Consider the following 26,417-nt stretch of genomic DNA (forward strand, 5'->3'; position numbering starts at 1 on the left):
GAGGGCCGCGGCTCCAAGCCTGCCTGCGCAGGCTTGGACGGCCCGCAAGAGCAGCCGCCTCTGGCGGCCGCCCCGGCGTGGGCTCCGGGGGTGGGCTCAGTTATGCGCGTGTTCCTGGTCGAAGTCGATGACCAGCTTGTCGGTGACCGGATAGCTCTGGCAGCACAGGACGAAACCGCGCGCCACCTCGTAGTCTTCCAGCGCGAAGTTGATGTCCATGTCGACCTCACCGTGCAGCACCTTGGCGCGGCAGGTGGAGCACACGCCGCCCTTGCAGGAGTACGGCATTTCCAGGCCGGCCTTGATGCCGGCGTCGACCAGGTTGTCGGTGTTCTTGCGCATGAAGAAGCTGCGCCGCGTACCGTCGACGACGACTTCCACTTCGCACTGGTCGCTGCCTTCGGCCGGCGCGCGTGTCACGCGCAGCTTGCCGTCCTTGGGCGCGGTGCCGAACAGCTCGACCTTGATGCGTGACTTGTCGACGCCATGGTCCTGCAAGGCTTGCGAGGTGGCCAGCATCATGTCTTCCGGGCCGCAGATGAAGGCCGCGTCGATGCCGGCCGGGTCGATCCAGTGCGTGAGCAACTGGCTGCACTTCTCATGGTCGATGCGGCCGTTGAACAGCGGGATGTCCTGCGACTCGCGGCTCATGATCCAGACCAGGTTGAAGCGACCGAGGTACGTGTCCTTGAGGTCCTCGAGTTCTTCCTTGAACATCACGCCGCTCGACGAACGGTTGCCGTAGACGAGCGTGACGCTGGTGTTGGGCTCGGCCAGCAAGGTGGTCTTGATGATGGACAGCACCGGCGTGATGCCGCTGCCGGAGGCAAAGGCCACGACATGGCGCTGCGCATCGGGTTGCAGTGCCATGTGGAACTGCCCCTGCGGCGGCATCACTTCGATGGCCGTGCCCGGGCGCAGGTTCTCCGCAGCCCAGTTCGAGAATGCGCCGCCCGAGACGCGCTTGATCGCCACGCGCAGCCGCCGGTCCTGCACGGCCGAGCAGATCGAATACGAACGGCGCAACTCTTCGCCGTCGAGCAGCGTGCGCAGCGTGAGGTACTGGCCCTGCACGTACGAGAAGGTGTCGTCCAGGTGCTCCGGCACGGCGAAGGTCACCGCCACCGCGTCGCGCGTGGCCTGCTCGACATGGCTGACCTGGAGGGAATGGAATTGAGGTGCGGCCATTTTTAGTGCGCCTTGAAATAGTCGAAGGGTTCCAGGCAGTCGTTGCACTGGTAGAGCGCCTTGCAGGCGGTCGAGCCGAACTGCGACAGCAGGCGCGTCTTGCGCGAGTTGCATTGCGGGCAGGGCACGACGACGCGCTGGGCCAGCAAGGCACTGATGTCGATGGCCTGCGTGCCATCCGCGGCAGCGGCGCGATGCACCGGCGGCGCGATGCCATAGGCACGCAATGCGTCGCGGCCCTTGGTGCTCATCCAGTCGGTTGTCCATGCGGGTGCGAGTTGCGTGCGGACCGTCACCTCACCGATGCCGCGCGCCTGCACGGCATCGCGGATCGATTGCGCGATCACTTCGGTGGCCGGGCAGCCCGAGTAGGTCGGCGTCACGGTGACGACCAGCGATTCGTCCTGCCATTCGACATCGCGGATCAGGCCAAGGTCGACCACAGAGACCACGGGCACTTCCGGGTCCATCACTTCGCCGAGCCAGGCCAGCACGGTGTCGCGCGAGACCTGTGCAGATGCAACGGCGTTCACCACTGCGCTCCCGGATAGGTGCGCTGCACGAACTGCAAGTCGGTCAGCAGATGGCCCAGGTGCTCCGTGTGCACGCCGCGCTTGCCGCCGCGCTGATGGCCGATGTAGCCCGGCATCTTCAGCGTGGCGCGGTCCAGCACGGCCTCGACCCTGGCGCGCCACGGCGCCGCGAGCGAAGGTGCGGCAGGCGCCACGCCCGATGAGGCACAGGCTTCATCCACCGCATCCGACTCGAACCATTCGTTGGCATAGGGCCAGAGCAGTTCCACCGCGGCCTGCATGCGGGCATGGCTCTCCGGCGTGCCGCGGCCCAGCGCGATCATCAGACCGGCGCTGCGTTCGAAGTGATAACGCACCTCCTTGACCGACTTCTGCGCGATCTCCGCGATGCGCGCATCGCTCGACGTGCTCAACCCGGCCAGCACATGCATGTGCCAGGCATCGAACAGGAACTGCCGCGCCACCGTGTTGCCGTAGTGGCCGTTGGGTTGCTCGACGATCAGCAGGTTGCGGAACTCGCTGCCGTCGCGGAAGTAGGCGAGCGCATCTTCGTCGCGGCCCTTGCCTTCTTCCTCGCCCGCCAGCGTCAACCACATGCGCGCCTGCCCCAGCAGGTCCAGCGCCACGTTGGTCAGCGCGAGGTCTTCCTCCAGCGCCGGTCCATGGCCGCACCAGGCCGCCAGTTGCTGCGACAGCACCAGGCAGTTGTCGCCCATGCGCAGCAGGTATTCGAGTTTGGTGGTGTTCATGTGCCAGCCGTCAGATGTGCTCGACGCCTTCGGGCATCGGGAAGAAAGTCGGATGGCGATACACCTTGCTCTGCGCTGCATCGAACAGCGCTTCCTTGTCGCCAGGGCTGCTGGCCAGCACGTCGGCCGCACGCACCACCCAGATGCTCACGCCTTCATTGCGCCGCGTGTAGACGTCGCGGGCATGCTGCACGGCGCTGGCGCCATCCACTGCATGCAGGCTGCCCACATGCTTGTGTGCGAGGCCGTGCTGGCTGCGAATGAAGATTTCCCACAGGGGCCATTCGCGTCGGGTTTTCTGTTCGTTGTTCATGTCTCACGCCACCTTCAGTTCTTCGGTTTGTTCCTGCTGGTCCGCATAGGCCTGCATCGCCTCGCGGAACCATGCGCCTTCGTTCCATGCCTTGTTGCGCGCCGCCAGGCGCTCCTGGTTGCACGGGCCCTTGCCGCGCACCACGTTGAAGAAGTCTTCCCAGTCGATCTGGCCGTAGTCGTAGTGGCCGCGTTCCTCGTTCCACTTCAGGTCCGGGTCGGGGATGGTCAGGCCGAGGAACTCGGCCTGCGGCACGGTCTGGTCGATGAACTTCTGGCGCAGCGCATCGTTGGTCTGCGACTTGATCTTCCAGGCCATCGATTGCGCGCTGTTCACCGACTGGTCGTCCGCCGGGCCGTGCATCGCGATGGAAGGCCACCACCAGCGATTCAGCGCGTCCTGCGCCATCGCCTTCTGCGCCGCGGTGCCGCGAGACAGCGTGTGCATGATCTCGAAGCCCTGGCGCTGGTGGAAGGACTCCTCCTTGCACACACGCACCATCGCACGGGCATAGGGGCCGTAGGAGCAACGGCAGATCGGCACCTGGTTGACGATGGCCGAGCCATCCACCAGCCAGCCGATCGCGCCGATGTCGGCCCAGGTCAGCGTGGGGTAGTTGAAGATGCTCGAGTACTTGGCCTTGCCCGACAGCAGATCGAGGTAGGTCTGGTCGCGCGTCACGCCCAGCGTCTCGACCGCGCTGTAGAGGTAGAGGCCGTGGCCGGCCTCGTCCTGCACCTTGGCCATGAGGATGGCCTTGCGTTGCAGCGTCGGTGCGCGGGTGATCCAGTTGGCTTCGGGGAGCATGCCGACGTATTCGGAATGCGCGTGTTGCGAGATCTGCCGGATCAGCGTCTTGCGGTAGCCCTCGGGCATCCAGTCCTTGGGTTCGACCTTGATGCTCGCGTTGATGCGCTCTTGAAACGCGCGCTCTTGCGGTGACATTTCATCCAATGTCTTGACCGCTTGTGCACCCGTCTCGACGAGTTGTGCGTACATGCCTTTGCCTCCATTCATCGTGTTGCCGAGAGTGGCTCCCTCGAACTGAATTGAATGGTAGTGATACAAACGGACTCATACAATCGAATGCTGTGTATCACTTCAGGAGCCGGCCATGCCCAGCGCAAAGCTCGAAGCGCAGATTTCCCCTCGTGTTGCCAAGCTGCGGCGTGGACTGGTCATGCGTTCCAACTCCGTGCTGATCACCATCTACGGCGATGCGATTGCGCCGCGCAAGCAGTCGGTCTGGCTGGGCAACCTGATCGGCCTGGCGGAGCCTTTCGGCATTTCGTCGCGGCTGGTGCGGACCAGTGCGTTCCGGCTGACTGCGGACGACTGGTTCACCGCCTCGCGCATCGGGCGGCGCAGCTACTACGGCCTGTCGGACATCGGCTTGCAGCGCGTGCGCCATGCGGACCGGCGCATCTACGAATTCAACCTGCCGACGTGGGACGGCCGCTGGACGCTGGTGCTGCTGGAGAGCGGCATGCGCGCCAGCATGCGCCAGCACCTGAAGCGCGAACTGCTGTGGGAGAGCTTCGGCCAACTCTCGCCAGGCATCTTCGCGCACCCGCATGTGGACCATCAATCGCTGCAGGAGATCCTGCGCGCGGCCAAGGCGGAAGACCGCGTGGCCGTGCTGAGCGCACAGAGCCTCGACGACTACGGCCGCAAGCCGCTCCAGGCCCTGATGCACGACACCTTCAAGCTCGCCAAGGTCGAACAGGCATGGCAGCAGTTCATCACCCGCTTCGCGCCGGCCGTTTCACTGTTGGAAACATTGACGCAGGCCGAGGCCTTCTTCCTGCGCACCCTGCTGATCCACGAATACCGCCGCGTGCTGCTGCGCGACCCGAACCTGCCGGCCGCACTGCTGCCCGCCGACTGGCCCGGCCTGCGCGCACGCGAACTTTGCGAGTTGCTCTACCGCGGACTGCTGGCCGGCAGCGAGCAGTTCCTCTGCGACCAGCTGGAAACCACAGATGGCCCGCTCATCAAGACACCGAAGGAAATCAGCCGGCGTTTGTCGAGGACTTGACTTGCGGTGCGGGCGCGAGGTGGCGCCGCTGGTCGTAGGTCGGCTGCGGGGGCAGGTCCTTCAGGTGTGCGGCATCGGCCCACTCGAGGATCTCGATGTGTGTCGGTTGCGCGGCATCGGCGAGGCGAACGCGATTGACCCCGGCGTTCGGAATCTCGCTCTGGCGCGGCCCGCTCAGGCTCATGCCCTTGGCGGTGCGCCACACCATGTCGAGCACGCCACCGTGCGTCACGACCAGCACGTTCTGCCCGGTGTACGTCGTCGCGATGCGGCCCAGCGCCTCGATGATCCGCGCATGGAACGCGACCGCCGATTCGCCCTCGGGCATCGCGTTCTCCTCGCGGAATTCGAGCCATTGCTCCCAGGCCCGCGGATGCAGCGCGCGGATCTCATCCGAGCGCAGCCCCTCCGCCACGCCGAAGCTCTGCTCACGCAAGCCCACCGTGGTCACGATCGGCAGCTTGAGCTGCTGCGCCGCCGGCGTCGCGGTCTGCTGCGCACGCATCAGGTCGCTGCTGATCACATGGTGGGTCGGCTCGCCGGCCAGACGCAGCCCGAGCCTTCGGGCCTGCTCGTGGCCCATGTCGTTGAGGGGCACGTCGACATGGCCCTGGAAGCGCAGTTCGCGATTCCAGTCGGTTTCGCCGTGACGGATGAGGATCAGGTGGGTAGCAATTGGCATAGGACGTGCTCGCATTGTCCCATCCACCCCGCGTCATTCTTGTGTCGATGCCAGAATCGTTGACAGTCCCGCGTTGCGATTGCCCCACCACTGCTGCCATGCCTCAACTCGTCCTGATCCCCGGCCTCGCCTGCGACGACCGTCTCTGGCAGGACCAGTGGGCCGCGCTCCCCAGCCACATGGCGCCGGCCGTGAGCGATGCCCACATGCGCTTCGCGACGATCGAGGACATGGCGCGCGATGTGCTGGCGGCGCACGAAGGTCCACTGGTCCTTTGTGGTGCATCCATGGGCGGCATGATCGCCATGGAGGCCGCACGGCAGGCGCCTGAACGCATCCAGGGCCTGGCCCTGCTCGGCACCAACCCGCGCCCGGAGACGCCCGACATGCGCGAACTGCGCGAGGCCGCCATCGAACTGTTCCAGCGCGGCGACGTGCGCGGCGTGATCGAACCCAATGTGATGTTCGCCTTCCACCCGACGCAGGCCGCCGACACGGCCATGGTGGCCCGCTACCTGCGCATGATGCTGGACGCCGGTGCGCAGCAACTGATCAACCAGAACCGGGCCTTGATGCAGCGCCCCGACGCTCGCGGGCAACTGCCCGCCCTGCGCTGTCCCGTACTGGTGATGTGCGGCGACACCGACCGCCTGACGCCACCGGAGTGCTCGCAGGAGATCGCGGACCTGGCGCCGGGTGCCGAGCTGGTGTGGGTGCCGGACTGCGGCCACATGCTGACCATGGAAAAGCCCGCAGTGGTCAATGCCTCGCTGGGTGCCTGGCTCGACCGACTCGGCTGAAGAGATGTGAATCTTTCTACTGCAGCCACCGATTTCGGGGCTGGGCTGCTCGCCGCACGGGGGGGCTGCGCTGCTCAACCCGACCTTGGCGCCCTCGCTACGAAATCTTCACAACTTCTGACACGGCGCCCAGACGCAAAAAAGGCTCCCGAGGGAGCCTTTTTGTTCAAAGCAGCGAGTGCTTAGTAGCCGCCGCGGCTGTTGCCGCCGCCGTAGCCACCGCCACCACCGCCGTAACCACCGCCGCCGCCACCACCGTAGCCGCCGCCACCGCTGCGGCCGCCGCCACCGCCGTAACCGCCGCCGCCACCACCGCTACGGCCGCCGCCGCCGCCGAAACCGCCCGAAGGACGGGGTTCCATCGGACGGGCTTCGTTCACCGTCAGGCTGCGGCCTTCGAGTGCGTGGCCGTTCATGCCTTCGATGGCTGCGAGCGCTTCCGCGTCGGTGCCCATTTCGACAAAGCCGAAACCCTTGGAACGACCGGTGTCGCGCTCCATCATGACCTTGGCGCTGGCAACAGAGCCGTACTGGCCGAAGGCCTGTTCCAGGTCGTTGTCACGGATCGAGTAGGCAAGGTTGCCCACGTACAGTTTTTTGCCCATTTTTTGGACTCCTCAAATTACAAGAAACAAAAGCGACGGAGTCCCAGAATCACAACAAACAAAAACCCGCTGTGGCGCGAAACCGACCTATCACCGTTTGCCAACCCGCAGCAATTTGCGGGAAAGCTGCGGCATTATCGGCCAAAGCGCGCCCTCGTGCGGGAAAAACAAAAATAGTTCACTTTGTTTCAACATAAGGCCTGAATTGCAATCCCTTCGGCCCCCAGCTTTTCTCGGATGCTTTTTGCGAATTGCACGGCGTGGGCCCCGTCGCCATGCAGGCAAACGGTCTGGGCATTCACGGCCACCAGGCTGCCATCGATGGCCCGCACCCTGTGGTCTCGTACCAACGAAATGGCCTGAGCAATCGCCTGGGCATCGTCCTCGATCAGGGCGCCGGGCAACTTGCGGCTGACCAGGCTGCCGTCGGCGTTGTAGCCGCGGTCCGCGAAAACCTCTTCCACCGGTTGCAGGCCGGCGCGGCGGGCCGCGTCGATCATGCCGCTGCCGGCCAGGCCGAAGAACCGCAGCGACGGATCGAAGCGCCGGACCGCCTCGCACAGCGCGTCCGCCAACGCCGGGTCCTTCACCGCCTGGTTGTAGAGCGCGCCATGCGGCTTGACGTGGGAAAGCGCCCCGCCCTCCGCCTTGGCGATCGCGGCCAGCGCGCCGATCTGATAGAGCGTGCCGGCGATGATTTCGTCGGGCGGCAGGTTCATTTCGCTGCGGCCGAAGTTCTCGCGGTCCGGAAAGCTCGGATGCGCGCCGATGGCCACGCCGTTTTTTAGCGCCCAGCGCACGCACTGCCGCATGATCGTCGCGTCGCCCGCGTGCCAGCCGCAAGCGATGTTGGCCGAGCTCACCAGCGCCATCAGCGCCTCGTCGTTGTCGCAGCCTTCGCCGAGGTCGGCGTTCAGATCGATGGACATTCGTTCGCCCCGAGGTCGTTGCATGTCGGTTGCCGCCCTCCCTTCCCGCGCTGCCGCTGGCCGGAGGGACTGCCGCTCGCGAGCCAGTCTAAGTCTGCGCCGGCCATTCGGCTGCCAGCAGGCCTTGTGCGACCTGGCGCAGGTAGAGTTGCTGAGCCTCCCACGCCGCCCGCGCGCCCGCCGCATCGACCTCGACCAGCCGCAGGCGCCCGTTGAGTGGCGCCTGCGCCAGCTTCCACAGGTCGGCGCGGATGACCACGCCGATGCGCGGATAGCCGCCGGTGGTCTGCGCATCGCCCATCAGGATGATCGGCTGGCCGGAGGGCGGCACCTGGATCGTGCCGGGGATGACGGCCGAGGACAGCATGTCGGCCTGGCGCCGACGCTTCAGTTCCGTGCCGGCGAGCCGGCTGCCCATGCGGTTGCTCTGGGTCGTGATGCGCCATTCGCCGCTCCACAATGCGGCCCGGGCCGCCACCAGGAACTGTTCGTACTCCGGGCCCTGCATCACGCGCAGCGAGATGGGTTCGGTGCGGCCCTCGCCTTCCGCCCATCCAGGCGGGCGCAGGCCGAAGGGGCGACGCATTCGCCGCGCCTCGTCGAGCGCGGAAGCACCCACGGCAAGTTCGTCGTTCTTTTGCAGCGCCCGCCCTTCGAAACCGCCGAAGCCGGCCTTCAGGTCGGTGCTGCGCGATCCGAGCACCGGCGGCACGTCGATGCCGCCCGCCACCGCCAGCCAGGTGCGCAGGCCCGGCTTGCCGCCCGATGCATTCGCGCCGCCCAGCCGGAGCACCTGCCCGGCCTCGACGGCCACGCTCCAGCAAGGCCACAGCGGCCGGCCGTCGAGGCGGGCGGAGAAATCATCGCCTGCCAATGCGATGCGCGTGGCGGCATCGAAGCGCAGTTCACAGTTGCCCAGCGTGATCTCGAGTCCGGCCGCGCCGTCCGGATTGCCGACCAGCCGATTCGCCAGGGTCAGCGCCAGCGTGTCCAGCGCGCCGCCGGGGCAAATGCCGAGCTGGCGGTGGCCGTGCCGGCCCAGGTCCTGCACCGAGGCCAGGATGCCCGGGCGCAGTATGGTGATCACGTCTTCACACTTTCCGCGACGAAGCGCACACGGTCTCCATGGCGCAGCAGCGTCGGCTGCTTGGCATGGGGATCGAACATTTCCAGCGGCGTGCGCCCAATGAGGTTCCAGCCGCCCGGCGAGGACCGCGGGTAGATGCCGGTCTGCTCGCCGCCGATGCCGACCGACCGGGCCGGCACCGCCGTGCGCGGTTCGGCGCGGCGAGGTGTCGCGAGTTCTGGCGGCAGGCCGCCCATGAACGCAAAGCCCGGGAGAAATCCGATCAGGTAGACGACGTACTCGCCGGCGCAGTGGCGCCGCACCACCTCTTCCGGCGTCAAGCCGGTGTGAGCCGCGACAACTTCCAGGTCAGGCCCTTCGTCGCCACCGTAGACGACAGGGATCTGCACCTCACGACCAGCGACCGCGCCGGCCTTGAGCTTGGGCCAGGCGGCCAGCACGCGCTCACCAAGCGCGTCCGCTTCGACCACTGCCGGGTCGAACATCAAGGTCAGGTTGTTCATGCCCGGCAGCGCCTCACCGACGCCGGGCCATTGCACCGCTTCCGCCGCCAGCGCCCAGATCCTTTGCTGCACCGCCAGTTGCGCGGGTGCCGGCAGTTCGCACAGCAAGGCGGCGTCGCCAAGCGCGTGGAGCCGGGGCGGTGCGAGTTCGCTCATGCCACGGGTGTCGGGCGCATCATTCGCGCGCCATGCTGCGAACCTTGGCCAACAGCTTCTTTCGCACAGCTGGCGACACGAACTTGTCGATCTCGCCGCCCAGCGTCGCGATCTCGCGCACAAAGGTGCTGGAGATGAACTGGTACTTGTCGCTGGGCGTCAGGAACACGGTCTCGACGTTCGGCATGAGCGTGCGGTTCATGCCGGCCAGCTGGAATTCATAGTCGAAGTCGGTGACCGCGCGCAGGCCGCGCACCATGGCCTTGCCGTTGCGCGCGACCACGAAGTCGCGCAGCAGGCCCGAAAAGCTCTCGACCGTCACCAGTTCCTTGAAGGGTTCGACCACCTCGCGCACCATGCCCATGCGCTCCTCGAGCGAGAACAGCGCCTTCTTGTGGTGGCCCGCCGCCACCGCGACGATGACGTGCGAAAACAGTTGCGTGGCACGCCGCACCACGTCTTCATGGCCGAGGGTCATGGGATCGAAAGTCCCAGGGTAGACAGCAATCACGCTGGACATTTCTTTGTTCTCCTCCGCCGTCGGACTGTTCGATTTGGGGTCGGGCGGATTATGCAGCCGCATCGGCCGATCGGCGCAGCAGATGCGCGTGCACGGCGCCGGCCTTCAGGTAGCGGAAGCCGACCAAACCGAGCGGGGCGAGTTCTTCATCGGTCCAGCGCCGCGGTGCCTCCAGGTACACCGCGCCATCGGCATGCAGTGCGCGGGCAGCGGCACGCAATGCTGGCTCGTACAGCGCGGCCTGCTCGAAGGGGGGGTCGAGGAACACGGCATGCAGGCTGCCCGCGGGCGCGCGTTCGACGGCGGTCACGCCATTGCCGCGCTCGATGCGCAAGGCCGGTGCATCGAGCTTGCCCTTGATGTTCAACAGTTGTGCGACCAGGTCGGCGTCCTGCTCGCAGAGGATCACGCTGGCGGCGCCGCGCGAGGCCGCTTCGAGCCCCAGGGCGCCGGTGCCTGCGAAGGCATCGATGCAATGCCAGCCCGGCAACTCGCCGCCGCCCGCGCCGGCCAGGCTGGCGAGCCAGTTGAACAGCGTCTCGCGCACGCGATCAGGGGTGGGGCGCAGGCCGGGCTTGTCGGCCACGGCAAGGCGGGTGCGCTTCCATTGGCCGCCGATGATGCGGATCTGGCGCGGCAATGGAGACTTGTGGCGCGGGGTCTTCTTCGCTGCAGGCTTGCCTGCCGGCTTGGCGCTGGCCTTGGGTGCGGGTTCTTTCCTCATCGGGCCGAGCTTAACCGCGGCCATGCGCGCCGGCGCGCGGTCATTCCTTGCCGCCGAGGATGACCGTCACCATTCGGTCCGGTTGCAGCTTGCGCTGGATGGCGGCCTTGACGTCGGCGACGGTGATGGCATTCATGCGCGCGGTCCAGGTGTCGAGGTAGTCCAGCGGCAGGCCATACCAGGCGATGTTGGCGACGTTGCCGAGCAGCTTGCGATTGCTGTCCAGAAGCAGCGGGAAGCCGCCGATCAGGTTGTCCTTGGCGGCCTTGAGTTCGGCCTCGGTCGGCCCGTCGGCCACGAACTTCGCCAGTACTTCGCGCGAGACCTTCACCGCCTCGGCGGCCTGGTCGGGCCGAGTCTGGAAGCCGATGCGGAACGCGCCCGCATGCAGGCCCGGCGCGAAGCCGCTGTAGATGCTGTAGGCCAGGCCGCGCTTCTCGCGCACCTGCTCTGTGAGGCGCGACACGAAGCCGCCGCCACCCAGGATGTAATTGCCGAGGTTCAGCGCGAAGTGGTCCGGATCGCTGCGCGGATAGCCCGGCTCGCCGATGTAGACATGCGCCTGCGCGGAGGCGAACGGAATGCGCTCCTCCTTCGCCGCCGTGAGCGGCAGGACCTCCGGCACCACCGGCAGCGCGGCGCAGCCGGCCGGTTGCGCGGGCAGGCGCGACAGCAGCGTCATCGCGATCGATTCCGCCTGCGGCCGGGTCACGGCGCCGACGATGCTCAGCTTGGCGCGGCACGGCACGATCAGTTGCTCGTAGCGCGTGCGCATGGCGGCCGTGTCGATGCGCGCCAGCGACTCCTCCGTCACCTCCGCGCCGAAGGGATGGCTGCCGTAGACCGCCTGCGAGAAGGCGCGCGAGGCGATCGTGTCGGGCTTGGTGTTGGCTTCCTTGATGGCGGCGCCGATGCGCTCGCGCTCGCGCTTCCAGATGTCGTCCGGGAACGACGGCTCGCCGATCTCGCGCGCGGCCAGGGCCACGGCCTTGTCGAGCAGCGGCGGATCGGACAGCGTGCGCAGGCTGAAACTGGTGCGCTCGGGGCCGGCGCCCGCGTCGAAGCTGGCGCCCAGGTCCGCCCATGCCTCGCCGAGCGCGTTCTGGTCCATGGCCTGCGGGTACGGGCCGGAGCCCGGCGCCGCGCGTACCCCCTTCTCGACCATGCCGGCCGAAACGCTGGCCAGCCCCGACTGCGCCGCCGGGTCGCGCCGGCTGCCGGCGTCGAAATCGAGCTGCAGGTCGACGATGGGCAGCGAGTCGACACTCGCGAGCCAGACCTGCGCGCCATTGGGCAGGGTCCAGTGCTGGATCGGCACGGCCGCCTGTGCATGCGTGGCGAAGAGTGCCGCGACGCCGGCCAACAAGGCGCCCGCAGTGAATCTTTGAAGAGCGAACATGGTGCGTGGCATCTTTCAGCGCAGCTCGCCTGCGGGCGCGGGGCGCGGGCGGCGAGTCTTGTCGAGGGGCAGCGGCCGAAGGGTGGCCACCGTGAGCTGGTCGTCGCCGAAGTACCTGGCGGCCACCGCCTGCACCTGCTCTGCCGTGACTGCCTGCAGCTTGGCGATCATCTTGCTGCTCGCATCCAGCGGCAGGCCCTGGATCCAGTTGCTGCCCAGTTCGCGCGCCTGCGCCATCACCGAATCCAGCTTGTAGGTTTCGCTGGCCACCCACTGCGTCTTGACGCGCGCAAGTTCGGCCGCGCCGACGCCGTCCTTGGCGACGCGGGCCACTTCCGCGCGCAAGGCGGCCTCGACCTGCTCAGGTGTCTTGCCGGGTGCCGGCACGCCATCGAGCCCGAACAGCTGCGGACCCCGGCCGATGAAGCCGGCGTACGAGCCGGCGGCGTCGGCCACGCGGTCCGGGCCTTGCGTCAACGCGCGGTCCAGGCGCGCGCCGGCATAACCATCGAGCAGGGCCGACAGCACGACCAGCGCCCAGGCATCGCTCTCGCCATCCAGGCTTTCAAGCTTGGGCGTGCGGAAGGCCAGCGAGACGTAGGACTGCTCGGCCGGCGCCTTGAATTCGATGCGCCGGATACCTCGCTGCTCCGGTTCGATGCGGGGCTTGCGCGCCGGCACCGCGCGGGCCGGGATGCTGCCGTAATACTTCTCGGCCAGCTTGCGCACCTGCTCCACATCCACATCGCCGGCCACCACCAGGGCCGCGTTGGCCGGCACATACCAGCGCTGGTGGAAGTCGCGCACGTCCTGCGGCGTCATCGCATCGAGGTCGCTCATCCAGCCGACCACCGGCCGGTGATAGGGCGACGCGATGAACACGGCGGCGTTCTGCTGCTCGCCCAGCAAGGATCGCGGCTGGTCTTCGGTGCGCATGCGGCGCTCTTCCTTGACCACCTCGATCTCGCGCTTGAACTCGTCGTCCGGCCACTGGTTGCGGGCGAAGCGGTCGGACTCCAGCTTCATCACGTCCTCCAGCTTGCCCATGGGGATCTGCTGGTAGTAGCCGGTGTAGTCGCGCGTGGTGAACGCGTTCTCGCGCCCGCCGAGGGCAGCGACGCGGCGCGAGAACTCGCCGGGCTTGAGGTCCTTCGTGCCCTTGAACATCATGTGTTCCAGCGCATGGGCCACGCCCGAGGTGCCGTCGACCTCGTCCATGGCGCCGACCCGCACCCAGACCATCTGCACGGCGGTGGGCGCGCGGCGGTCGGGCTTGACGATCAGCGTCATGCCGTTGGCCAGCGTGAACTGCTGCGCCTGCGTGGACTGCGCGGCCTTGGTGGAAGGGGGGGGATTTTGCGCAGCGGAGGGTGCGGCCCAGAGCGCAACGAGCGCCGAGGCCAGCACCGCACCGAACGCAGCGCGGCGTGGCGAGGAGCGTTTCATAGAATGGGTCGATTGTAAAAACGCTGCGATGTTCAGTTTCTTCAAGAAAAAAAAATCCGAGGATGAGTCGCCCCCGGCGCCCGCTCCTTCTTCACCCCCTGCGCCGGTAGCGGCGCCGGTGGAGCAGGAGGTGCCGGCGTTCCTGCGCGACTTGCCTTCTCCGGCCGATGGGGCTTTGCCATCTCGGCTGGATCGCCCGCGGGAGGCGGGCCCAGTATCGTCGCCCGCGACGACTCAGCCCGATGCGGCCATCGCGCCAGCACCGGCCGCGCCCGTGCCGGCCGCCGCGCCTTTCCTGCCCCCGCGCTGGACCAAGCCGCCGCCGGCCGCACCGCTCGCATTCAAGCCGCCTCCTCCGGTGCCGCCTTCGGTCGCCGTGCCACCGGCCTCGCCCACCGAAGTCCCTGCCTTCCTGCGCGACCTGCCGCCTGCACCGACGCCAACCGCAGCGCCCGCCGAACAACGCAAGCCCTCACCCTATCGCGCCGCACCGCCGCCCGAGGCGCCGACCGAACCCGAGCGCGCAGGCTGGCTGGCCAAGCTCAAGACAGGCCTCAAGAAGACCGGCACCGGCATCCAGGCCGTCTTCGTCAACGCGCAGATCGACGAAGACCTCTACGAGGAACTGGAGACCGCGCTGCTGGTGGCCGACACCGGCGTGAAGGCGACCGAGCAGATGCTCGAAGAACTGCGCCGCCGCGTCAAAAGCACCATCGCCACCGATGCCGCCCAGGTGCGCGTGTTGCTGGCCGACGTGCTGACCGACCTGCTCAAGCCACTGGAAAAGCAACTCGTCATCGGCGAACACACGCCCACCGTGATCATGGTCGCAGGCGTCAACGGCGCCGGCAAGACCACCTCCATCGGCAAGCTCACCAAACACCTCGCGGACGAAGGCTGCGCCGTGCTGCTGGCCGCGGCCGACACCTTCCGCGCCGCGGCCCGCGAGCAGTTGCTGGTCTGGGCCGATCGCAACACGGTCGAGATCGTGAGCAACGAGGGCGGCGACCCGTCATCGGTCAGCTTCGACGCGGTGAAGGCCGGCAAGGCGCGCGGCAAGGACGTGGTCCTGGTCGACACCGCCGGCCGCCTGCCGACCCAGATCCACCTGATGGACGAACTGAAGAAGATCAAGCGCGTGGTCACCAAGGCCGACGCATCCGCGCCGCACGAGGTGCTGCTGGTCATCGACGGCAACACCGGCCAGAACGCGGTGGCGCAGGTCAAGGCCTTCGACGACGCACTGGGACTGACCGGCCTGATCGTCACCAAGCTCGACGGCACGGCCCGCGGCGGCGTGCTGGCCGCGATCGCGCGCGAGCGACCGATCCCGGTGTACTTCGTCGGCGTCGGCGAGAAGCTGGAAGACCTGGAGACCTTCAGCGCGCGCGAGTTTGCGCAGGCGCTGCTCGGCTGAGCTCCGCCGCGCGACGCAGCCGGCTCGGGTACCAGCCGGTGAACCACGCCGCACCCACCAGTGCGGCGACGGTGATGGCGATGCCCACCGCCAGCGGCACTTGCGGCAGGCGCGCCATGATCAGGTCCGCCCCTGTCATCACGGCAAAGGCCATCGCCCATACCGCCGTGAGGACCTGGTTGACCGCCAGGAACTTCGGTGAATCGTGGAATTCCTTCGGCGCCTGCTCCCGAGCATATTGGAGCGTGAAGGGCTGGCGGATCAGCATCGTGAACAGCACGATCAGCAGCAGGCCGCCGTCCACCGCCAGCCGCACTTCCGGAATGCTCCAGGCGCCGCCGGTCAGCCATACGTACAGGCCGAGTCCGCCAAACAGCAGCACTGTCCCGATTTCCAGCAGCTTCATCGCGCGATGGCGGATGAAATGGTCCCGCAGCAGCAGGACCAAGGCCACGGCGGCGGCCGAGAACAGCGACACCGTGAGCGGCGCGGAACGCGACATCAGCGCGTAAAGAACGAACGGCGCGAAGCTCAGAAGAATGCCCATGGCGGTCTCCAGTGAAAGTTGCGGAGTGCTCAGCGCACAAATTGCCCGGCCACCCAGTTGCCGTGGAAGCCGGAAGGAACCCGGTGCGGCAACTGCACCGTCGCGACCGGCCCGTCACTGATCGCACCAGCGGCGAAGACGGCCAGTTCGCTGCGGTTCTGCGCGGCGCGCCACGCGACCGCCAGCAGCCACCCATCCCCTTCTGCCGCATCGTCGGCGCGCGGCACGAACACCGGCTCTGAGACGCGATCACCGGCGGGCAGCCAATGGAGGTTGCGCTTGCCGCTGGCCAGGTCGTAATGCACCAGACCTTCATAGCCCGCACCTCGCACAGCCTCGCGCTGGCAGGCGGCCCAGCCGTGGCGGTACGCGAGGCCCGAGTAGCGCTCGTCGAAGCGCGGGAATTCCGCGGCCAGGTCGTCCATCGGCGTCTGGGTGAATCGATTGCTGTTCCCGGCCAGGTCGAAAGTCCAGCGGCACATGCGCGCCACGCTGCGTGACGGGTCGGTCGGGCGGCCGTCGGGGTGGGGAAACAGCGGCGGCTCGTCATAGCGCATCACGTCGGCCACGATGCGCTCACCCTCCTCCCAGGCATTCATCACGTGGAAGACATAGCCGCTGTCGCCCTCGAACCACCGCATCTGCTCGACGGGCGCACCGCGCTTCAGCACACCGACCCGGGCGCCCAGTTCCGGCTCCCAGGCATAGGGCGGCCGGCCTTGCTGCATGCGCGCCATGCTGCCCGTGAGCGGAAGGATCGGGAACAGCAAGTGGCGTTCGGTGACGGCGAAGTCATGGACCATGCTGGCGTAGGGGGCGTCGAAGCGCTCGAAGCGGGTCACGTGGCCCGCCGTGTCGATGCTGCCGTGGCTCATGCCGGCGGACAACGGGCCGGTGGCGTTGTAGCCGAAGAACAGGAGTTCGCCGGTGGCCGGGTCCACCTTGGGATGCGCAGTGAACGGGCCGGTCAGGCCGCCGCCGAGGTTCGTCTGGCCTCGAGACATCAACGTGACGGGGTCGATCTCCACCGGCAGGTGCGCCTCTTCCAGTGCCAGCAGGCGGCCGGCGTACCAGACCACGTTCGTGTTGGCGGCGCCTTCGTCGGCGATGGTTTCGTTGCGGCTGCCATCCAGGTTCCGGCCATAGGCATCGAAGAGCCGATGGCCGGCCGCACGCTCGGCCTGCCAATGCGCGGTGCGCACCCAGCGATTCCGGTAGCTCGCCCGTCCGTCCTCCAGCGTGAAGGCGTGGAGCATGCCGTCGCCGCCGAACAGGTGGGCACTGGCATCGGGGAATTGCGGATTCGGGCCGTTGCGATAGAGCGTGCCGTCCAAGCCCCGTGGCAGTTCTCCCTGGACGGGCAGGAACGCGGCATCGCATTCGATGGCGAGGGCGCTGCCGTAGAGGGACGGCGCGGTGGCGGTTGGAGGCGTGTTCATGGGACTTCCTTGCGCGTTTCGTGCAGAGCACACTCGCTTCGATGTGGATGTTTACGGTGTCAATATCTGGATTGAAGCAGTCCTCGGCCAACAGGTCAAGTAAAATTTACACTGTCAATATCAATCAGCATTCAATGCCCTCGCCCACTGCCACGCCCTACCATCACGGCGACCTCCGCGCCGCCATGCTCGAAGCGGCGCAACGAATCCTCGAGACCGAGGGCATCGAGGGCCTGACGCTGCGGGCCGCCGCCCGCGCCGCCGGCGTCTCGCATGCGGCGCCCAAGAACCATTTCGGCGACCTCAGCGGATTGCTGAGCGAATTGGCCGCCGTCGGCTTCCGCCAATTCACAAGCGACCTGAAGGCCGCCATGGAAGCCGTGGCATCCGGTTCCGCGGAAGAGCGGCTCGATGCGATGGGCGGCGCCTATGTCGGCTTCGCGAAGGCCCATCCCGGAATGTTCGTGCTGATGTTCCGGAGCGAGCGCCTCGACCTCCATCGCCCCGCCCTGCGCCAGGCCATCGACGAGGCACAGGCCGCGCTGGCCGGCTCGATGGCCGCCCGGCTCGGCATCGCCGACGCCTCAGCCGGCCGCGCTCCCATCACGCCGGAGCAGACTGCCGCGATGGTGCGCGCCTGGTCGCTGGTGCACGGCTTTTCCATGCTGCTGATCGACCATCGCCTCGACCGGGTGCTGGCGCACATGCCACCAGGCAGTGATTGGCGGACCCTTCTTGCGCAGACTTTTTCCGTGGGTTCCCACCCTCGCTGAGCGCGGGCCACGGTGGCATCATCGCCGCCGTGGCGCACTGCGCGACCATTGGAGACAATCATGAACACGGCCCACGCGCCCTTGGCGGGCACTGAGCGCAAGCTCGACCGACTGCTCGCCCACTATGGCGAGAGCCATCGCAACCCGACCAACGAGCTGATTCACTTCATCGCGATCCCGGCCATCCTGCTGAGCATCGTCGGGCTGCTCTATGCGCTGCACCCCTGGGTCGCCTATGCGTTCATCGGGGCCAGCCTGGTCTACTACGCGATGCTGCGTTCGACGGTCCTGTGGGTCACGATGGCCCTGGGCACGGTGGCCGTTGTGGCGGTGCTGCGTGCGCTCGGAGAGCAACTCGTGCCGGTTTGCGTCGCGCTGTTCGTGGTCGCCTGGATCTTCCAGTTCATCGGCCACAAGATCGAAGGCCGGAAGCCATCGTTCTTCGAGGACATCCAGTACCTCTGGGTCGGTCCGCTGTTCGTGGTGACGCGGATCTACGAACGGCTGGGCGTGCGCTGGTAGTCTTTTTCGCAGCCCCGGCCGGTCATTCGGCGAGGGTCAATTCCCTCTCAGGGGCGTAGGCGCCCGGGCGATTGAGGTAGCGCAGTTCGATATCCCCGATGCGCATCACGTCGCCATGGCGCAGGACGCGGTGCTGGACCTTGTGGCCGTTGACGAAAGTGCCGTTGCTGCTGGCGAGGTCAATCACCCAGGTGGTGGCGCCTTCGGTGCGCAACTCGGCATGATGGCGGCTCACGCGCGGACGATCGATCTGGAGGTCGTTGGTGGCGTCGCGCCCGATCAGGACGCGTTCATCGGTCAGTTCGATTTGCTTGGGCGAACTGGTTTTCGTCATCAGCAGCAGGCGGGCCATGGCAGGTTCTCGTTCGGCTCGGGCGGTCAGGAAAATGTGCCGCTAGCGTTCAATTAACTATAAGTAACATTTTAGCATTTAGTCCTTTTTGATACATGTACGCAACGTAAATGTGTGTTTATGTAATCTGGTAAGAACGCACGGCCATCAATAAAACTATCGGTTCGATAGGGATCAGGGGGAACCCTGTGCTTAGCACTCCCTCTAACCGAGTGCTAATATGTCCCGAATGAAAGGAGCTTCCTCAATGACAGCACTGTCTGGAGTCTCTGCCAAGTCACTCGCGGTCGCGAACCCGTGGTCCGTCGTTCCGCCGCTTGGCAATCTCGACGCCTATATCTCGGTCGCCAACCGGCTGCCGCTGCTCACGCTCGATGAAGAGCAGGGCTACGCACGCAAGCTGCGCGACAACAATGACCTGGAGGCCGCGGGCGCGTTGGTGCTGTCGCACCTGCGCCTGGTCGTCTCCATCTCCCGCCAATACCTCGGCTATGGCCTGCCCCACGGCGACCTGATCCAGGAGGGCAACGTGGGCCTGATGAAGGCCGTGAAGCGCTTCGACCCCGACCAGGGCGTGCGACTGGTGAGCTACGCCATGCACTGGATCAAGGCCGAGATCCACGAATACATCCTGAAGAACTGGCGCATGGTCAAGGTCGCGACGACCAAGGCCCAGCGCAAGCTGTTCTTCAACCTGCGGTCCATGAAGCAGGGTTTCAAGGCAGATTCGGCTGCGATCGACGCCGACACGCACCGCGAAACGCTGAGCGCCGACGAGGTGGGCCAAGTCGCGGCCAGGCTGAACGTCAAGCGCGAGGAAGTGCTGGAGATGGAAACCCGCCTCTCGGGCGGCGACATCCTGCTCGACCCGAGCCCGTCCGACGACGGCGACGACGCCTTCGGCCCGATCGCCTACCTGGCCGACGCCACGCAGGAGCCGACCGCGCAACTCGAGATGCGCGCACGTGACCGCCTATCGAGCGACGGCATCACGTCCGCCCTCGAAGCCCTGGACGACCGCAGCCGCCGCATCGTGGAAGAGCGCTGGCTCAAGGTCAACGACGACGGCTCGGGCGGCATGACGCTGCACGAACTGGCCGCCGACTACGGCGTGAGCGCCGAGCGCATTCGCCAGATCGAAGTGGCGGCGATGAAGAAGATGAAGAAGTCGCTGGCGAGCTTTGCCTGAAAAGCCACGTCTTCTTGACCAAGCCCGGCCGCGTGCCGGGCTTTTTCTTGGGCGGTGCGCGGCTCGTACGGCTTTGCAATCAATCGCAGAGCAAGGCGGAGCGCCGCAGACAGTGCTGTAGCACGGCAAGGCGATCCAACGCAGCTATGCGGTTGACTGCGAAGTCGTATCAGGACTTCAGCAAGGCCTGGATGTCCGCGACCATCGGCGCCACACCCGCGCCGTAGCGGGCATACAGGCGCAAGCGACCCTGCGTGTCGTAGACATAACTGGCCGCCGAGTGATCCATGGAGTAGCTCGTCGGCGTCTTGCCTTCTACCTTCTTGTAGTAGACCTTGAAGTCCTTCGTGACCGCCGCGAGTTGCTCGGGCGTCGGGATCAGCGCGACGAAGCCGGGATCGAAGGCGCCCATGTAGGCCTTCATCACGGCCGGCGTGTCGCGCGCCGGGTCGACCGTGATGAACACCACCTGCAGCTTGTCGCCATCCTTGCCGAGCTGCTGCTTGACCTGCGACATCTCGGTCATGGTCGTAGGACACACATCGGGGCACTGCGCGTAGCCGAAGAACAGGACGACCACCTTGCCCTTGAAGTCGGCCAGGGTCCGCTCCTTGCCGTCGGCGTCGGTCAGCTTGAAGTCCTTGGCATAGTCGGCACCCGTGAGGTCGACCGCATTGAAGCTGGGCTTGTTCTCGCTACAGGCCGCGAGACCCAGGCCCGAGGCGCCTGCCATCGCCGTCCAGCCGGCGCCTGCGGCAATCCACTTGATGGCATTTCGCTTGTTCATGTGCTCGGGCTCAAATCAAATAGTGATCGACCAGCAGTGCCGCAAACAGCACGCTCAGGTGAATCAGGGAAAAGCGGAAGGTCTTGCGCGCCAGCTGGTCCGAATAGTTGCGCCAAAGCGCGAACGCATAGCCGGTGAAGCCGATGCTCACGCCCACCGCCACCGCCAAGTACAACCAGCCGCTCATCCCGTAGATGAAGGGCATCAGGCAGGCGGCGAACAGGATAAAGGTGTAGAGCAGCACTTGCAGTCGAGTGAACTCGTTGCCGTGCGTGACCGGCAGCATCGGAAGGCCGGCCTTGCGATAGTCCTCGACGCGGTAGAGCGCCAGCGCCCAGAAATGCGGCGGGGTCCACAGGAAGATGATGAGGAACAGGATCAGTGCCTCCGGCCCGACGTCACCGCGAATCGCAGCCCAGCCAAGCACCGGCGGCATCGCACCAGAAGCGCCGCCGATGACGATGTTCTGCGGCGTCAGCGGCTTCAGGATCACGGTGTAGATCACCGCATAACCCACGAAGGTGGCGAAAGTCAGCCACATGGTCAGCGGGTTCACTGTGAACCACAGCAGCGCCGAGCCCGCGGCGCACAGCAAGGCCGAGAAGACGAGGGCCTGGCGGTCGCTCAACTGGCCGCGCGCGGTCGGTCGCCAGGCGGTGCGCTTCATCTTGGCGTCGATGCCCTTTTCGACGAGGCAGTTGAACGCCGCGGCCGCACCGGCCACGAGCCAGATGCCGGCACAGGCGAGCAGGGCGCGCTGCACCTCGGCCCATCCCGGCACGCCGGGCACCGCCAAGACCATGCCGATGAAAGCGCAGAAGACGATGAGTTGCACCACGCGCGGCTTGGTCAGCGCGTAGAACTGGCGCAGCACGCTGGCGGTGCTGGCGGTTTGATGGACGGGGACGGGGGTGCTCATGGGGTCAGTTCTGCATTGCGCGCCGCGGTGGGCGCTTGCCGGTGGCGCCCCGCACCGATGTTGCCGGGATCGTGCACCGGACCCGCGACGCCCTGCGACACCGCCGCGGGTGCACGCCGGCTTTCACACAAGGTCCAGACCAGCACCACGGCCAGCGCCGCCGCACCGCCGGTATGAAGCAGGGCTGCCAGAAGCGGCCAACCGAGCAACACATTGCCGAGACCGGTGGCCAGTTGCAGCAGCGCCAGGCCGGCCAGCCAGTTCGACTGCGCACGCAGCGCGGGCACGGCACGCAAGCGCCACGCAAGCGCGCCGATCGCGACGAAGACGACATATGCCATCAACCGGTGCACATAGTGAATCGCGGTCAGCGCCGAAAAATCAACCGGGTTGCCCTCGCCGGTCACGCCCAGCGCGCGCCAGATCTCGAAGCCTTGCGCGAAGTTCATCGGCGGCCACAAACTGTCCTGGCACGTCGGGAACTGCGTGCAGGCGAGCACTGCGTAATTGGTGCTGACCCAGCCGCCCAGCGCGATCTGGAGACCGAGCAACAGGCTGGTCGCGACCAGCAGGCTGCGCAAGGCGCCGGGCAAGGCGGTCGGCAACCGGTCGCTGGCCGCCTGCTGGTAGCGCACGGCCTGCATGCAAAGCAGCGACAGCAGCACGATCGCTCCGAGCAGATGCAACGTGACGATCGCCGGATAGAGCTTCATGGTCACCGTGAGCGCGCCGAAGGCCCCTTGCAGGCAGACCCACACCAGCGTCACGAAGGGCCACGCTGGCCGCAAGGTCGCATGTTGCGGACCGGCGAGGGGCTGCCTGCGTTGCTGGCGCCATGCGATGAACGTGAGCACGGCCAGCACGACGATCAACACGCCGACGCCGGTGGCCAGGTAGCGGTGCACCATCTCGATCCAGGCCTTGCCGTGCGTCACGGGGCCGGTCGGCTGGATGGATTGCGCCATCGCGATTTCATGCCGTGCGCCCATCGGGCTGGCATTGCCGTAGCAGCCGGGCCAGTCGGGGCAGCCGAGGCCGGAATCCGTGAGCCGGGTGAAAGCGCCGAACAGCGTCAGGTCGAAGGTCAGGAACAGCGTGAGGATGGTGAGCGCATGGAGCCGCCGCGCCACGCCATGGCCCGCGCTGCGACGCCAGACCCACAGCAGCGGGCCGAGCGCGATCAGCACGCCGGCACCCATGAGCCAGGCGATCGGCGTCAGGTCGTAGGGCGCGGTCGTCGGCATCATCGGCCCGGCTCGTCCCAGGAAGCGGAAGCGCGCAGCAGGCGCTCGAGGTCGCGCTTGGCACGTGAAGCACCTGCGGCATCCATGCGAGCCGGGAAACGCATCATCCAATTGCCCATCGGGTCGACCACGTAGAGGTGTTCGGCCAGATCGTGGCCCGATGCGGGTTGCAGCCATTGCGACAACTGCGCGGGCGGCACGCGCAGCACCGTGGCGCCGCGCAAGCCGTTGTCCAGGCGCGCGGGTGGTGCACCGGCATCGCTGATCAACCAGACGCGGTCGACGCGGTCCTTCTCGCGCCCGAGGCTTTCGCGCAACTGGCGCTGCAGATAGAGCTGCTGTTCGCACAAGGCATCGCAGGCGGCATCGGCCACGGCCACGATCAGCCACTGCCCCTTGAGCGTTGACAAGGGCACCGACACGCCGTTGCGCGTGAGCGCCTTGACCTCCGGCACCGTGCGTTGCGGTTCGATCAGTTCGCCGTAGACGCTGCGCCCCTCCGGACGGATCACGTAGTAGGTGAAGTAGGACGCGATGACAGGCGCCGCGCACATCAGCATCACCGCGATCATCTTCCAGCGGCCCGAGACAGTACGCCGGCCAGCCTCGGCGCCCAGCGCCTGCGGCGACGGCATCGAGTGCACGGTCAGGCCGAGCGGCTCGTCAGCCGCGGCGGGCACGGCGGAACGGGGCAACAATTTGGAACCAGACATAGAGGATGGTGACGAGGGCCGCGAGGCCGAACCACTGGAAGGCGTAGCCGTAATGTTTTTCGATGCCGAACGCCGGCGCCGGCCAATTGCGCTGAAGTCCTTCGGAAGCCGCACCGGTCTGTTGCAGCGAGACATCGGTGCGCAGGGGCAGCTTGCTTTCTGCCTTGAACGCTTCGAGATCGAGATTTTGCCGGATGGGCGATGAACCCGGCGATTCCACGGTCGTTGCGGCCGGCTCGGGCGTCTTGCCCAACTCCAGCAGGTGCGAGGGCGGGGGTTCGATGCGGGCGTCGAGTTCGACCAGGCCGGGGGGCGTCTGCACGGGCTGCAATTTCGTGCGGTCCTCGAAATTGCGCTGGATCCAGCCGCGCTGCACCATCACCGTCTGCTGGCTGCCTTCGATGGCGAAGGGCGTGACGACGTAGAAGCCGGGCACGCCGCCCATCTGGCGGTTGTCCAGGTAGACCGTTTGCGGCGCCAGCCACAAGCCGCGCAGGTGCACCGGGCGATGCATGACCTCGGCCGGCTTGGCCATGGCCAGGAAGTCCTGCTGGCCGAGGGGCGGCTGTGTCTTCTGCGCCTCGATCGCGGCCTGGAGCGCTTCCTTTTGCGCGGCGCGCGAGAGTTGCCATTCCCCCAGCGACAGGGTCGCTGCAAATGTGAGCACGGTGACGACCGTGACCAGCCAGAAGCGACCGCGCCGCAGCGGAGGCACGGCTTGGAGGGAGCTTGTGTTCAAGGGACTGGACGGCGCAGTCGGCCGATAATGAGAGTCATGAAATATGTCGTCGCCCTCGCCTTTGCCGGCATCCTGGCGAGCCTCGGATTCGCGCTGTACTTCATGCTGAAGGACGGTCGCGACGGGCGCGCCAAGTCCGGTGGAATGGCGCGCGCGCTCACCGTTCGGATCGCCTTGTCGGTGATTTTGTTCCTCTGCATCCTGCTGGCCTGGAAGCTGGGCTACATCCAGCCAGGGGGCCTTCCGGTCACCCGATAGGTCCGGACGGTCCGAGTGGCCGCCCAGCCATGAAAAAAGCGCCTTGCGGCGCTTCTTGATGGTGCCGTCCAGTGCCATCAAAGCCAGTACACCAGCATGTAGAGGCCCAGCCAGACCACGTCCACGAAGTGCCAGTACCAGGCCGCGCCTTCGAAGCCGAAGTGACGGTCGGGCGTGAAGTTGCCGTTCATCAAACGAATGGTGATGAACAACAGCATCAGCATGCCGATGAACACGTGGAAGCCGTGGAAGCCGGTCAGCATGAAGAAGGTCGAGCCATAGGCGCCCGAATTCAGCTTGAGGTTCAAGTCGGTGTACAGGTGATGGTATTCATAGCCCTGCACGCCCAGGAACAGCAGGCCCAGGATCACGGTCACGATCATGAAGCGGATGCACTGGGCGCGATGGTTGGCGCGCAGCGCATGGTGGGCGATCGTGAGCGTCACGCCGGAGCTCAGCAGGAGCGCCGTGTTGATGGTCGGCAGCCAGAACGGGCCGACGGTTTGGAAGGGCTCCACGATATCGGCGGGCGAGCCGGTGAAGCCTGCCGCCACGCTGGGCCAGACCGCCTTGAAGCCGGGCCAGAGCAGGGCGTTGTCCAAGCTGCCGAGCGCGGGCAGCGAGTGCGTGCGGGTCCACCATAGCGCCGTGAAGAAGGCACCGAAGAACATCACCTCCGAGAAGATGAACCAGCTCATGCTCCAGCGGAAGGACAAGTCGACCTTGTGGCCGTACTGCCCGCCTTCGCTCTCGTGGATGGAGGTGCGGAACCAGACGAACAGCGTGCCGAGCCAGATGATCATGCCCGCCAGCAGCGACCAGGCGCCCCAGCCGTGGCCGTTGATCCACTGGGCCGCGCCAAGGATCACGAAAAGCAGCCCCGTCGCGGCCATGACCGGATAGGCCGAGGGGCCGGGCACGAAGTAATAGGGCGTGGCGCCGTGGGTGGGTGAACTCATATCAGGTCCTGGCTTTCTTCTCTCGATTCAAATCTTCTTCTGCGGGTCAGGGCGCGACCACGAACTTGACCAGCACGATCAGGCCGATCACGAACAAGGCCACGGCCACGAGCCCGACCGCGATGATGTGCAGCGGCGTGAGCCTGGCGATGTCTTCCTGGTACGCGCTGTTCTTGCGCACGCCGAAGAAGCCCCAGGCCACCGCCTTCACGGTGCGCAGCAGGGAGCCCTTGCGTTGGACAGGTTCCACGGCGACGCTCACGATTTCGGCTCGACTTGCAATTGCGGCGCGGCAGCCGTCGGCGCCGCCGGGGTCTTGCCGCCCACCTCGAAGAAGGTGTACGACAAGGTGATGGTCTTCACGTCCTTCGAGATCTTCGGGTCGATCACGAAGGCCACCGGCCACTGCTTCTTCTCGCCCGCATCGAGCGTGTACTGGTTGAAGCAGAAGCACTCCAACTTGTTGAAGTACGGCGCGGCCTGCTGCGGCGCGTAGCTCGGAATGGCCTGCGCCGCCATGCGGCGATTCTGGACGTTCTGGAATTCGTACATCACCGTGTTCAGTTCGCCGGGGTGCACTTCCATCGAGCCCTTGCCGGGCTTGAAGTCCCAGAGGGCGCCGCGCACGTTGGCGTCGAATTCCACAGTGATGGTTCGGGTCCTGTCGACCTGCGTGTTGGCGGGCAGCTTGACGTCCTTGCCGCCCTTCGCGCCACCGGGCACTTCCAGTTCCGACAGCGCCAGGATGTTGATCCCGGTCATCTCACAGATCGCGCGGTACAGCGGCACCAGCGCATAGCCGAACGCGAACATGCCCGCCGCCACGATGGCGAGCTTGCCCACCATCTGGACATTGGCGCGACGAATGCGTTGGGCGATGCTCATGG

Annotated in this window: 32 protein-coding genes; 7 read left to right on the forward strand and 25 right to left on the reverse strand. The window is 66.5% G+C overall.

Going from position 1 to position 26,417, the window contains the following annotated elements:
• Positions 1 to 96: 96 nt before the first annotated feature.
• Genes paaE through paaA form a run of 5 tightly spaced genes read right to left on the reverse strand, consistent with a single transcriptional unit; the run spans position 97 to position 3,782 of the window.
• Positions 97 to 1,188 carry a 1,2-phenylacetyl-CoA epoxidase subunit PaaE gene (paaE, locus tag WKW79_RS13990; RefSeq protein ID WP_340335771.1) on the reverse strand — a complete coding sequence of 364 codons (1,092 nt, stop codon included), beginning with the start codon at positions 1,186 to 1,188 and terminating at the stop codon, positions 97 to 99.
• 2 nt (positions 1,189 to 1,190) lie between these two features.
• Positions 1,191 to 1,721, reverse strand: a complete 531-nt coding sequence (gene paaD / locus WKW79_RS13995; RefSeq protein WP_340335772.1) for a 1,2-phenylacetyl-CoA epoxidase subunit PaaD — start codon at positions 1,719 to 1,721, stop codon at positions 1,191 to 1,193.
• The gene (gene paaC, locus WKW79_RS14000; protein ID WP_340335773.1) at positions 1,718 to 2,470 is read right to left on the reverse strand and encodes a 1,2-phenylacetyl-CoA epoxidase subunit PaaC; all 753 of its coding nucleotides are present in this window, start codon (positions 2,468 to 2,470) and stop codon (positions 1,718 to 1,720) included. Before paaC ends, paaD begins: the two co-directional genes overlap by 4 nt.
• 10 nt (positions 2,471 to 2,480) lie before the next feature.
• Positions 2,481 to 2,783: a 1,2-phenylacetyl-CoA epoxidase subunit PaaB gene (gene paaB, locus WKW79_RS14005; protein WP_340335774.1), complete on the reverse strand. Its 303-nt coding sequence runs from the start codon at positions 2,781 to 2,783 to the stop codon at positions 2,481 to 2,483.
• 3 nt (positions 2,784 to 2,786) lie between these two features.
• Positions 2,787 to 3,782 carry a 1,2-phenylacetyl-CoA epoxidase subunit PaaA gene (gene paaA, locus WKW79_RS14010; protein ID WP_340335775.1) on the reverse strand — a complete coding sequence of 332 codons (996 nt, stop codon included), beginning with the start codon at positions 3,780 to 3,782 and terminating at the stop codon, positions 2,787 to 2,789.
• A 115-nt stretch (positions 3,783 to 3,897) separates the two neighbouring features.
• On the opposite strand from paaA, the gene paaX reads away from it, so the two are divergent.
• On the forward strand, positions 3,898 to 4,821 hold the full coding sequence (gene paaX / locus WKW79_RS14015) for a phenylacetic acid degradation operon negative regulatory protein PaaX (RefSeq protein ID WP_340335776.1): 924 nt from the start codon (positions 3,898 to 3,900) through the stop codon (positions 4,819 to 4,821).
• Here paaX and WKW79_RS14020 read toward each other — a convergent pair.
• Positions 4,796 to 5,503 carry a histidine phosphatase family protein gene (locus WKW79_RS14020; RefSeq protein WP_340335777.1) on the reverse strand — a complete coding sequence of 236 codons (708 nt, stop codon included), beginning with the start codon at positions 5,501 to 5,503 and terminating at the stop codon, positions 4,796 to 4,798. The genes paaX and WKW79_RS14020 overlap by 26 nt on opposite strands.
• Before the next feature lie 98 nt (positions 5,504 to 5,601).
• On the opposite strand from WKW79_RS14020, the gene WKW79_RS14025 reads away from it, so the two are divergent.
• Positions 5,602 to 6,303 carry an alpha/beta fold hydrolase gene (locus tag WKW79_RS14025; RefSeq protein ID WP_340335778.1) on the forward strand — a complete coding sequence of 234 codons (702 nt, stop codon included), beginning with the start codon at positions 5,602 to 5,604 and terminating at the stop codon, positions 6,301 to 6,303.
• A 182-nt stretch (positions 6,304 to 6,485) separates the two neighbouring features.
• On the opposite strand, the gene WKW79_RS14030 is transcribed toward WKW79_RS14025, so the two are convergent.
• The 8 genes from WKW79_RS14030 to WKW79_RS14065 all read right to left on the reverse strand — a co-directional run bounded on the left by WKW79_RS14030 (position 6,486) and on the right by WKW79_RS14065 (position 13,672).
• Positions 6,486 to 6,908 carry an RNA recognition motif domain-containing protein gene (locus WKW79_RS14030; RefSeq protein ID WP_340335779.1) on the reverse strand — a complete coding sequence of 141 codons (423 nt, stop codon included), beginning with the start codon at positions 6,906 to 6,908 and terminating at the stop codon, positions 6,486 to 6,488.
• Positions 6,909 to 7,096: 188 nt separating this feature from the next.
• Positions 7,097 to 7,837 (reverse strand): 5-oxoprolinase subunit PxpA, encoded by a 741-nt coding sequence (gene pxpA / locus WKW79_RS14035; protein WP_340335780.1) that lies wholly within the window; start codon positions 7,835 to 7,837, stop codon positions 7,097 to 7,099.
• Between the two features lie 88 nt (positions 7,838 to 7,925).
• A complete protein-coding gene (locus WKW79_RS14040) occupies positions 7,926 to 8,924 on the reverse strand; it encodes a 5-oxoprolinase subunit C family protein (protein WP_340335781.1) in 999 nt (332 codons plus the stop codon).
• Positions 8,921 to 9,583, reverse strand: a complete 663-nt coding sequence (gene pxpB, locus WKW79_RS14045) for a 5-oxoprolinase subunit PxpB (protein WP_340335782.1) — start codon at positions 9,581 to 9,583, stop codon at positions 8,921 to 8,923. The genes WKW79_RS14040 and pxpB overlap by 4 nt, the downstream gene beginning before the upstream one ends.
• Before the next feature lie 19 nt (positions 9,584 to 9,602).
• On the reverse strand, positions 9,603 to 10,103 hold the full coding sequence (gene coaD / locus WKW79_RS14050; protein ID WP_340335783.1) for a pantetheine-phosphate adenylyltransferase: 501 nt from the start codon (positions 10,101 to 10,103) through the stop codon (positions 9,603 to 9,605).
• A gap of 49 nt (positions 10,104 to 10,152) precedes the next feature.
• On the reverse strand, positions 10,153 to 10,827 hold the full coding sequence (locus WKW79_RS14055; RefSeq protein WP_340335784.1) for an RsmD family RNA methyltransferase: 675 nt from the start codon (positions 10,825 to 10,827) through the stop codon (positions 10,153 to 10,155).
• A 40-nt stretch (positions 10,828 to 10,867) separates the two neighbouring features.
• Complete coding sequence (locus WKW79_RS14060; RefSeq protein ID WP_340335785.1) at positions 10,868 to 12,226, reverse strand: M16 family metallopeptidase; 1,359 nt, start codon at positions 12,224 to 12,226, stop codon at positions 10,868 to 10,870.
• A 15-nt stretch (positions 12,227 to 12,241) separates the two neighbouring features.
• On the reverse strand, positions 12,242 to 13,672 hold the full coding sequence (locus WKW79_RS14065; protein WP_340335786.1) for a M16 family metallopeptidase: 1,431 nt from the start codon (positions 13,670 to 13,672) through the stop codon (positions 12,242 to 12,244).
• Between the two features lie 28 nt (positions 13,673 to 13,700).
• On the opposite strand from WKW79_RS14065, the gene ftsY reads away from it, so the two are divergent.
• On the forward strand, positions 13,701 to 15,089 hold the full coding sequence (gene ftsY / locus WKW79_RS14070) for a signal recognition particle-docking protein FtsY (RefSeq protein ID WP_340335787.1): 1,389 nt from the start codon (positions 13,701 to 13,703) through the stop codon (positions 15,087 to 15,089).
• Here the strand turns inward: ftsY and WKW79_RS14075 are convergent.
• Positions 15,052 to 15,636, reverse strand: a complete 585-nt coding sequence (locus tag WKW79_RS14075; protein WP_340335788.1) for a hypothetical protein — start codon at positions 15,634 to 15,636, stop codon at positions 15,052 to 15,054. The two genes, ftsY and WKW79_RS14075, sit on opposite strands and share 38 nt — an antisense overlap.
• 29 nt (positions 15,637 to 15,665) lie before the next feature.
• The gene (locus tag WKW79_RS14080) at positions 15,666 to 17,075 is read right to left on the reverse strand and encodes a carotenoid oxygenase family protein (RefSeq protein WP_340335789.1); all 1,410 of its coding nucleotides are present in this window, start codon (positions 17,073 to 17,075) and stop codon (positions 15,666 to 15,668) included.
• A gap of 20 nt (positions 17,076 to 17,095) precedes the next feature.
• Here WKW79_RS14080 and WKW79_RS14085 point away from each other — a divergent pair, with 20 nt between their 5' ends.
• Both WKW79_RS14085 and WKW79_RS14090 read left to right on the forward strand, forming a co-directional pair.
• Positions 17,096 to 17,848 (forward strand): TetR/AcrR family transcriptional regulator, encoded by a 753-nt coding sequence (locus tag WKW79_RS14085; RefSeq protein ID WP_340335790.1) that lies wholly within the window; start codon positions 17,096 to 17,098, stop codon positions 17,846 to 17,848.
• A 57-nt stretch (positions 17,849 to 17,905) separates the two neighbouring features.
• Positions 17,906 to 18,370, forward strand: a complete 465-nt coding sequence (locus WKW79_RS14090; protein WP_340336050.1) for an Mpo1 family 2-hydroxy fatty acid dioxygenase — start codon at positions 17,906 to 17,908, stop codon at positions 18,368 to 18,370.
• Positions 18,371 to 18,392: 22 nt separating this feature from the next.
• On the opposite strand, the gene WKW79_RS14095 is transcribed toward WKW79_RS14090, so the two are convergent.
• Positions 18,393 to 18,722, reverse strand: a complete 330-nt coding sequence (locus WKW79_RS14095) for an FHA domain-containing protein (RefSeq protein WP_340335791.1) — start codon at positions 18,720 to 18,722, stop codon at positions 18,393 to 18,395.
• A gap of 247 nt (positions 18,723 to 18,969) precedes the next feature.
• Here WKW79_RS14095 and rpoH point away from each other — a divergent pair, with 247 nt between their 5' ends.
• Entirely contained in the window at positions 18,970 to 19,911 is a 942-nt protein-coding gene (gene rpoH, locus WKW79_RS14100) for an RNA polymerase sigma factor RpoH (protein WP_340335792.1), read from the forward strand.
• A gap of 169 nt (positions 19,912 to 20,080) precedes the next feature.
• Here rpoH and WKW79_RS14105 read toward each other — a convergent pair whose 3' ends face one another.
• The 5 genes from WKW79_RS14105 to WKW79_RS14125 are packed head-to-tail and all read right to left on the reverse strand — an operon-like array spanning position 20,081 to position 24,280.
• Entirely contained in the window at positions 20,081 to 20,698 is a 618-nt protein-coding gene (locus WKW79_RS14105) for an SCO family protein (protein WP_340335793.1), read from the reverse strand.
• Positions 20,699 to 20,708: 10 nt separating this feature from the next.
• A complete protein-coding gene (cyoE, locus tag WKW79_RS14110) occupies positions 20,709 to 21,617 on the reverse strand; it encodes a heme o synthase (protein ID WP_340335794.1) in 909 nt (302 codons plus the stop codon).
• Positions 21,614 to 22,864, reverse strand: coding sequence for a COX15/CtaA family protein (locus tag WKW79_RS14115; protein WP_340335795.1), 1,251 nt, complete (start codon positions 22,862 to 22,864; stop codon positions 21,614 to 21,616). The genes cyoE and WKW79_RS14115 overlap by 4 nt, the downstream gene beginning before the upstream one ends.
• On the reverse strand, positions 22,861 to 23,574 hold the full coding sequence (locus tag WKW79_RS14120; RefSeq protein ID WP_340335796.1) for a hypothetical protein: 714 nt from the start codon (positions 23,572 to 23,574) through the stop codon (positions 22,861 to 22,863). Before WKW79_RS14120 ends, WKW79_RS14115 begins: the two co-directional genes overlap by 4 nt.
• Entirely contained in the window at positions 23,525 to 24,280 is a 756-nt protein-coding gene (locus tag WKW79_RS14125; RefSeq protein WP_422823892.1) for an SURF1 family protein, read from the reverse strand. Before WKW79_RS14125 ends, WKW79_RS14120 begins: the two co-directional genes overlap by 50 nt.
• A gap of 60 nt (positions 24,281 to 24,340) precedes the next feature.
• Between WKW79_RS14125 and WKW79_RS14130 the strand changes: the two genes are divergently transcribed.
• On the forward strand, positions 24,341 to 24,571 hold the full coding sequence (locus WKW79_RS14130; protein ID WP_340335797.1) for a twin transmembrane helix small protein: 231 nt from the start codon (positions 24,341 to 24,343) through the stop codon (positions 24,569 to 24,571).
• A 77-nt stretch (positions 24,572 to 24,648) separates the two neighbouring features.
• Here WKW79_RS14130 and WKW79_RS14135 read toward each other — a convergent pair whose 3' ends face one another.
• From WKW79_RS14135 to WKW79_RS14145, 3 genes are read right to left on the reverse strand one after another with little or no spacing between them, the layout of a single operon-like run.
• A complete protein-coding gene (locus WKW79_RS14135; RefSeq protein ID WP_340335798.1) occupies positions 24,649 to 25,530 on the reverse strand; it encodes a cytochrome c oxidase subunit 3 in 882 nt (293 codons plus the stop codon).
• Between the two features lie 46 nt (positions 25,531 to 25,576).
• Entirely contained in the window at positions 25,577 to 25,780 is a 204-nt protein-coding gene (locus WKW79_RS14140; protein ID WP_340335799.1) for a DUF2970 domain-containing protein, read from the reverse strand.
• An 8-nt stretch (positions 25,781 to 25,788) separates the two neighbouring features.
• The gene (locus WKW79_RS14145) at positions 25,789 to 26,415 is read right to left on the reverse strand and encodes a cytochrome c oxidase assembly protein (RefSeq protein ID WP_340335800.1); all 627 of its coding nucleotides are present in this window, start codon (positions 26,413 to 26,415) and stop codon (positions 25,789 to 25,791) included.
• Between the last annotated feature and the right edge of the window lie 2 nt (positions 26,416 to 26,417).

This window comes from Variovorax robiniae, from assembly GCF_037889955.1.
GTDB classification, from domain to species: Bacteria; Pseudomonadota; Gammaproteobacteria; order Burkholderiales; family Burkholderiaceae_C; genus Variovorax; species Variovorax robiniae.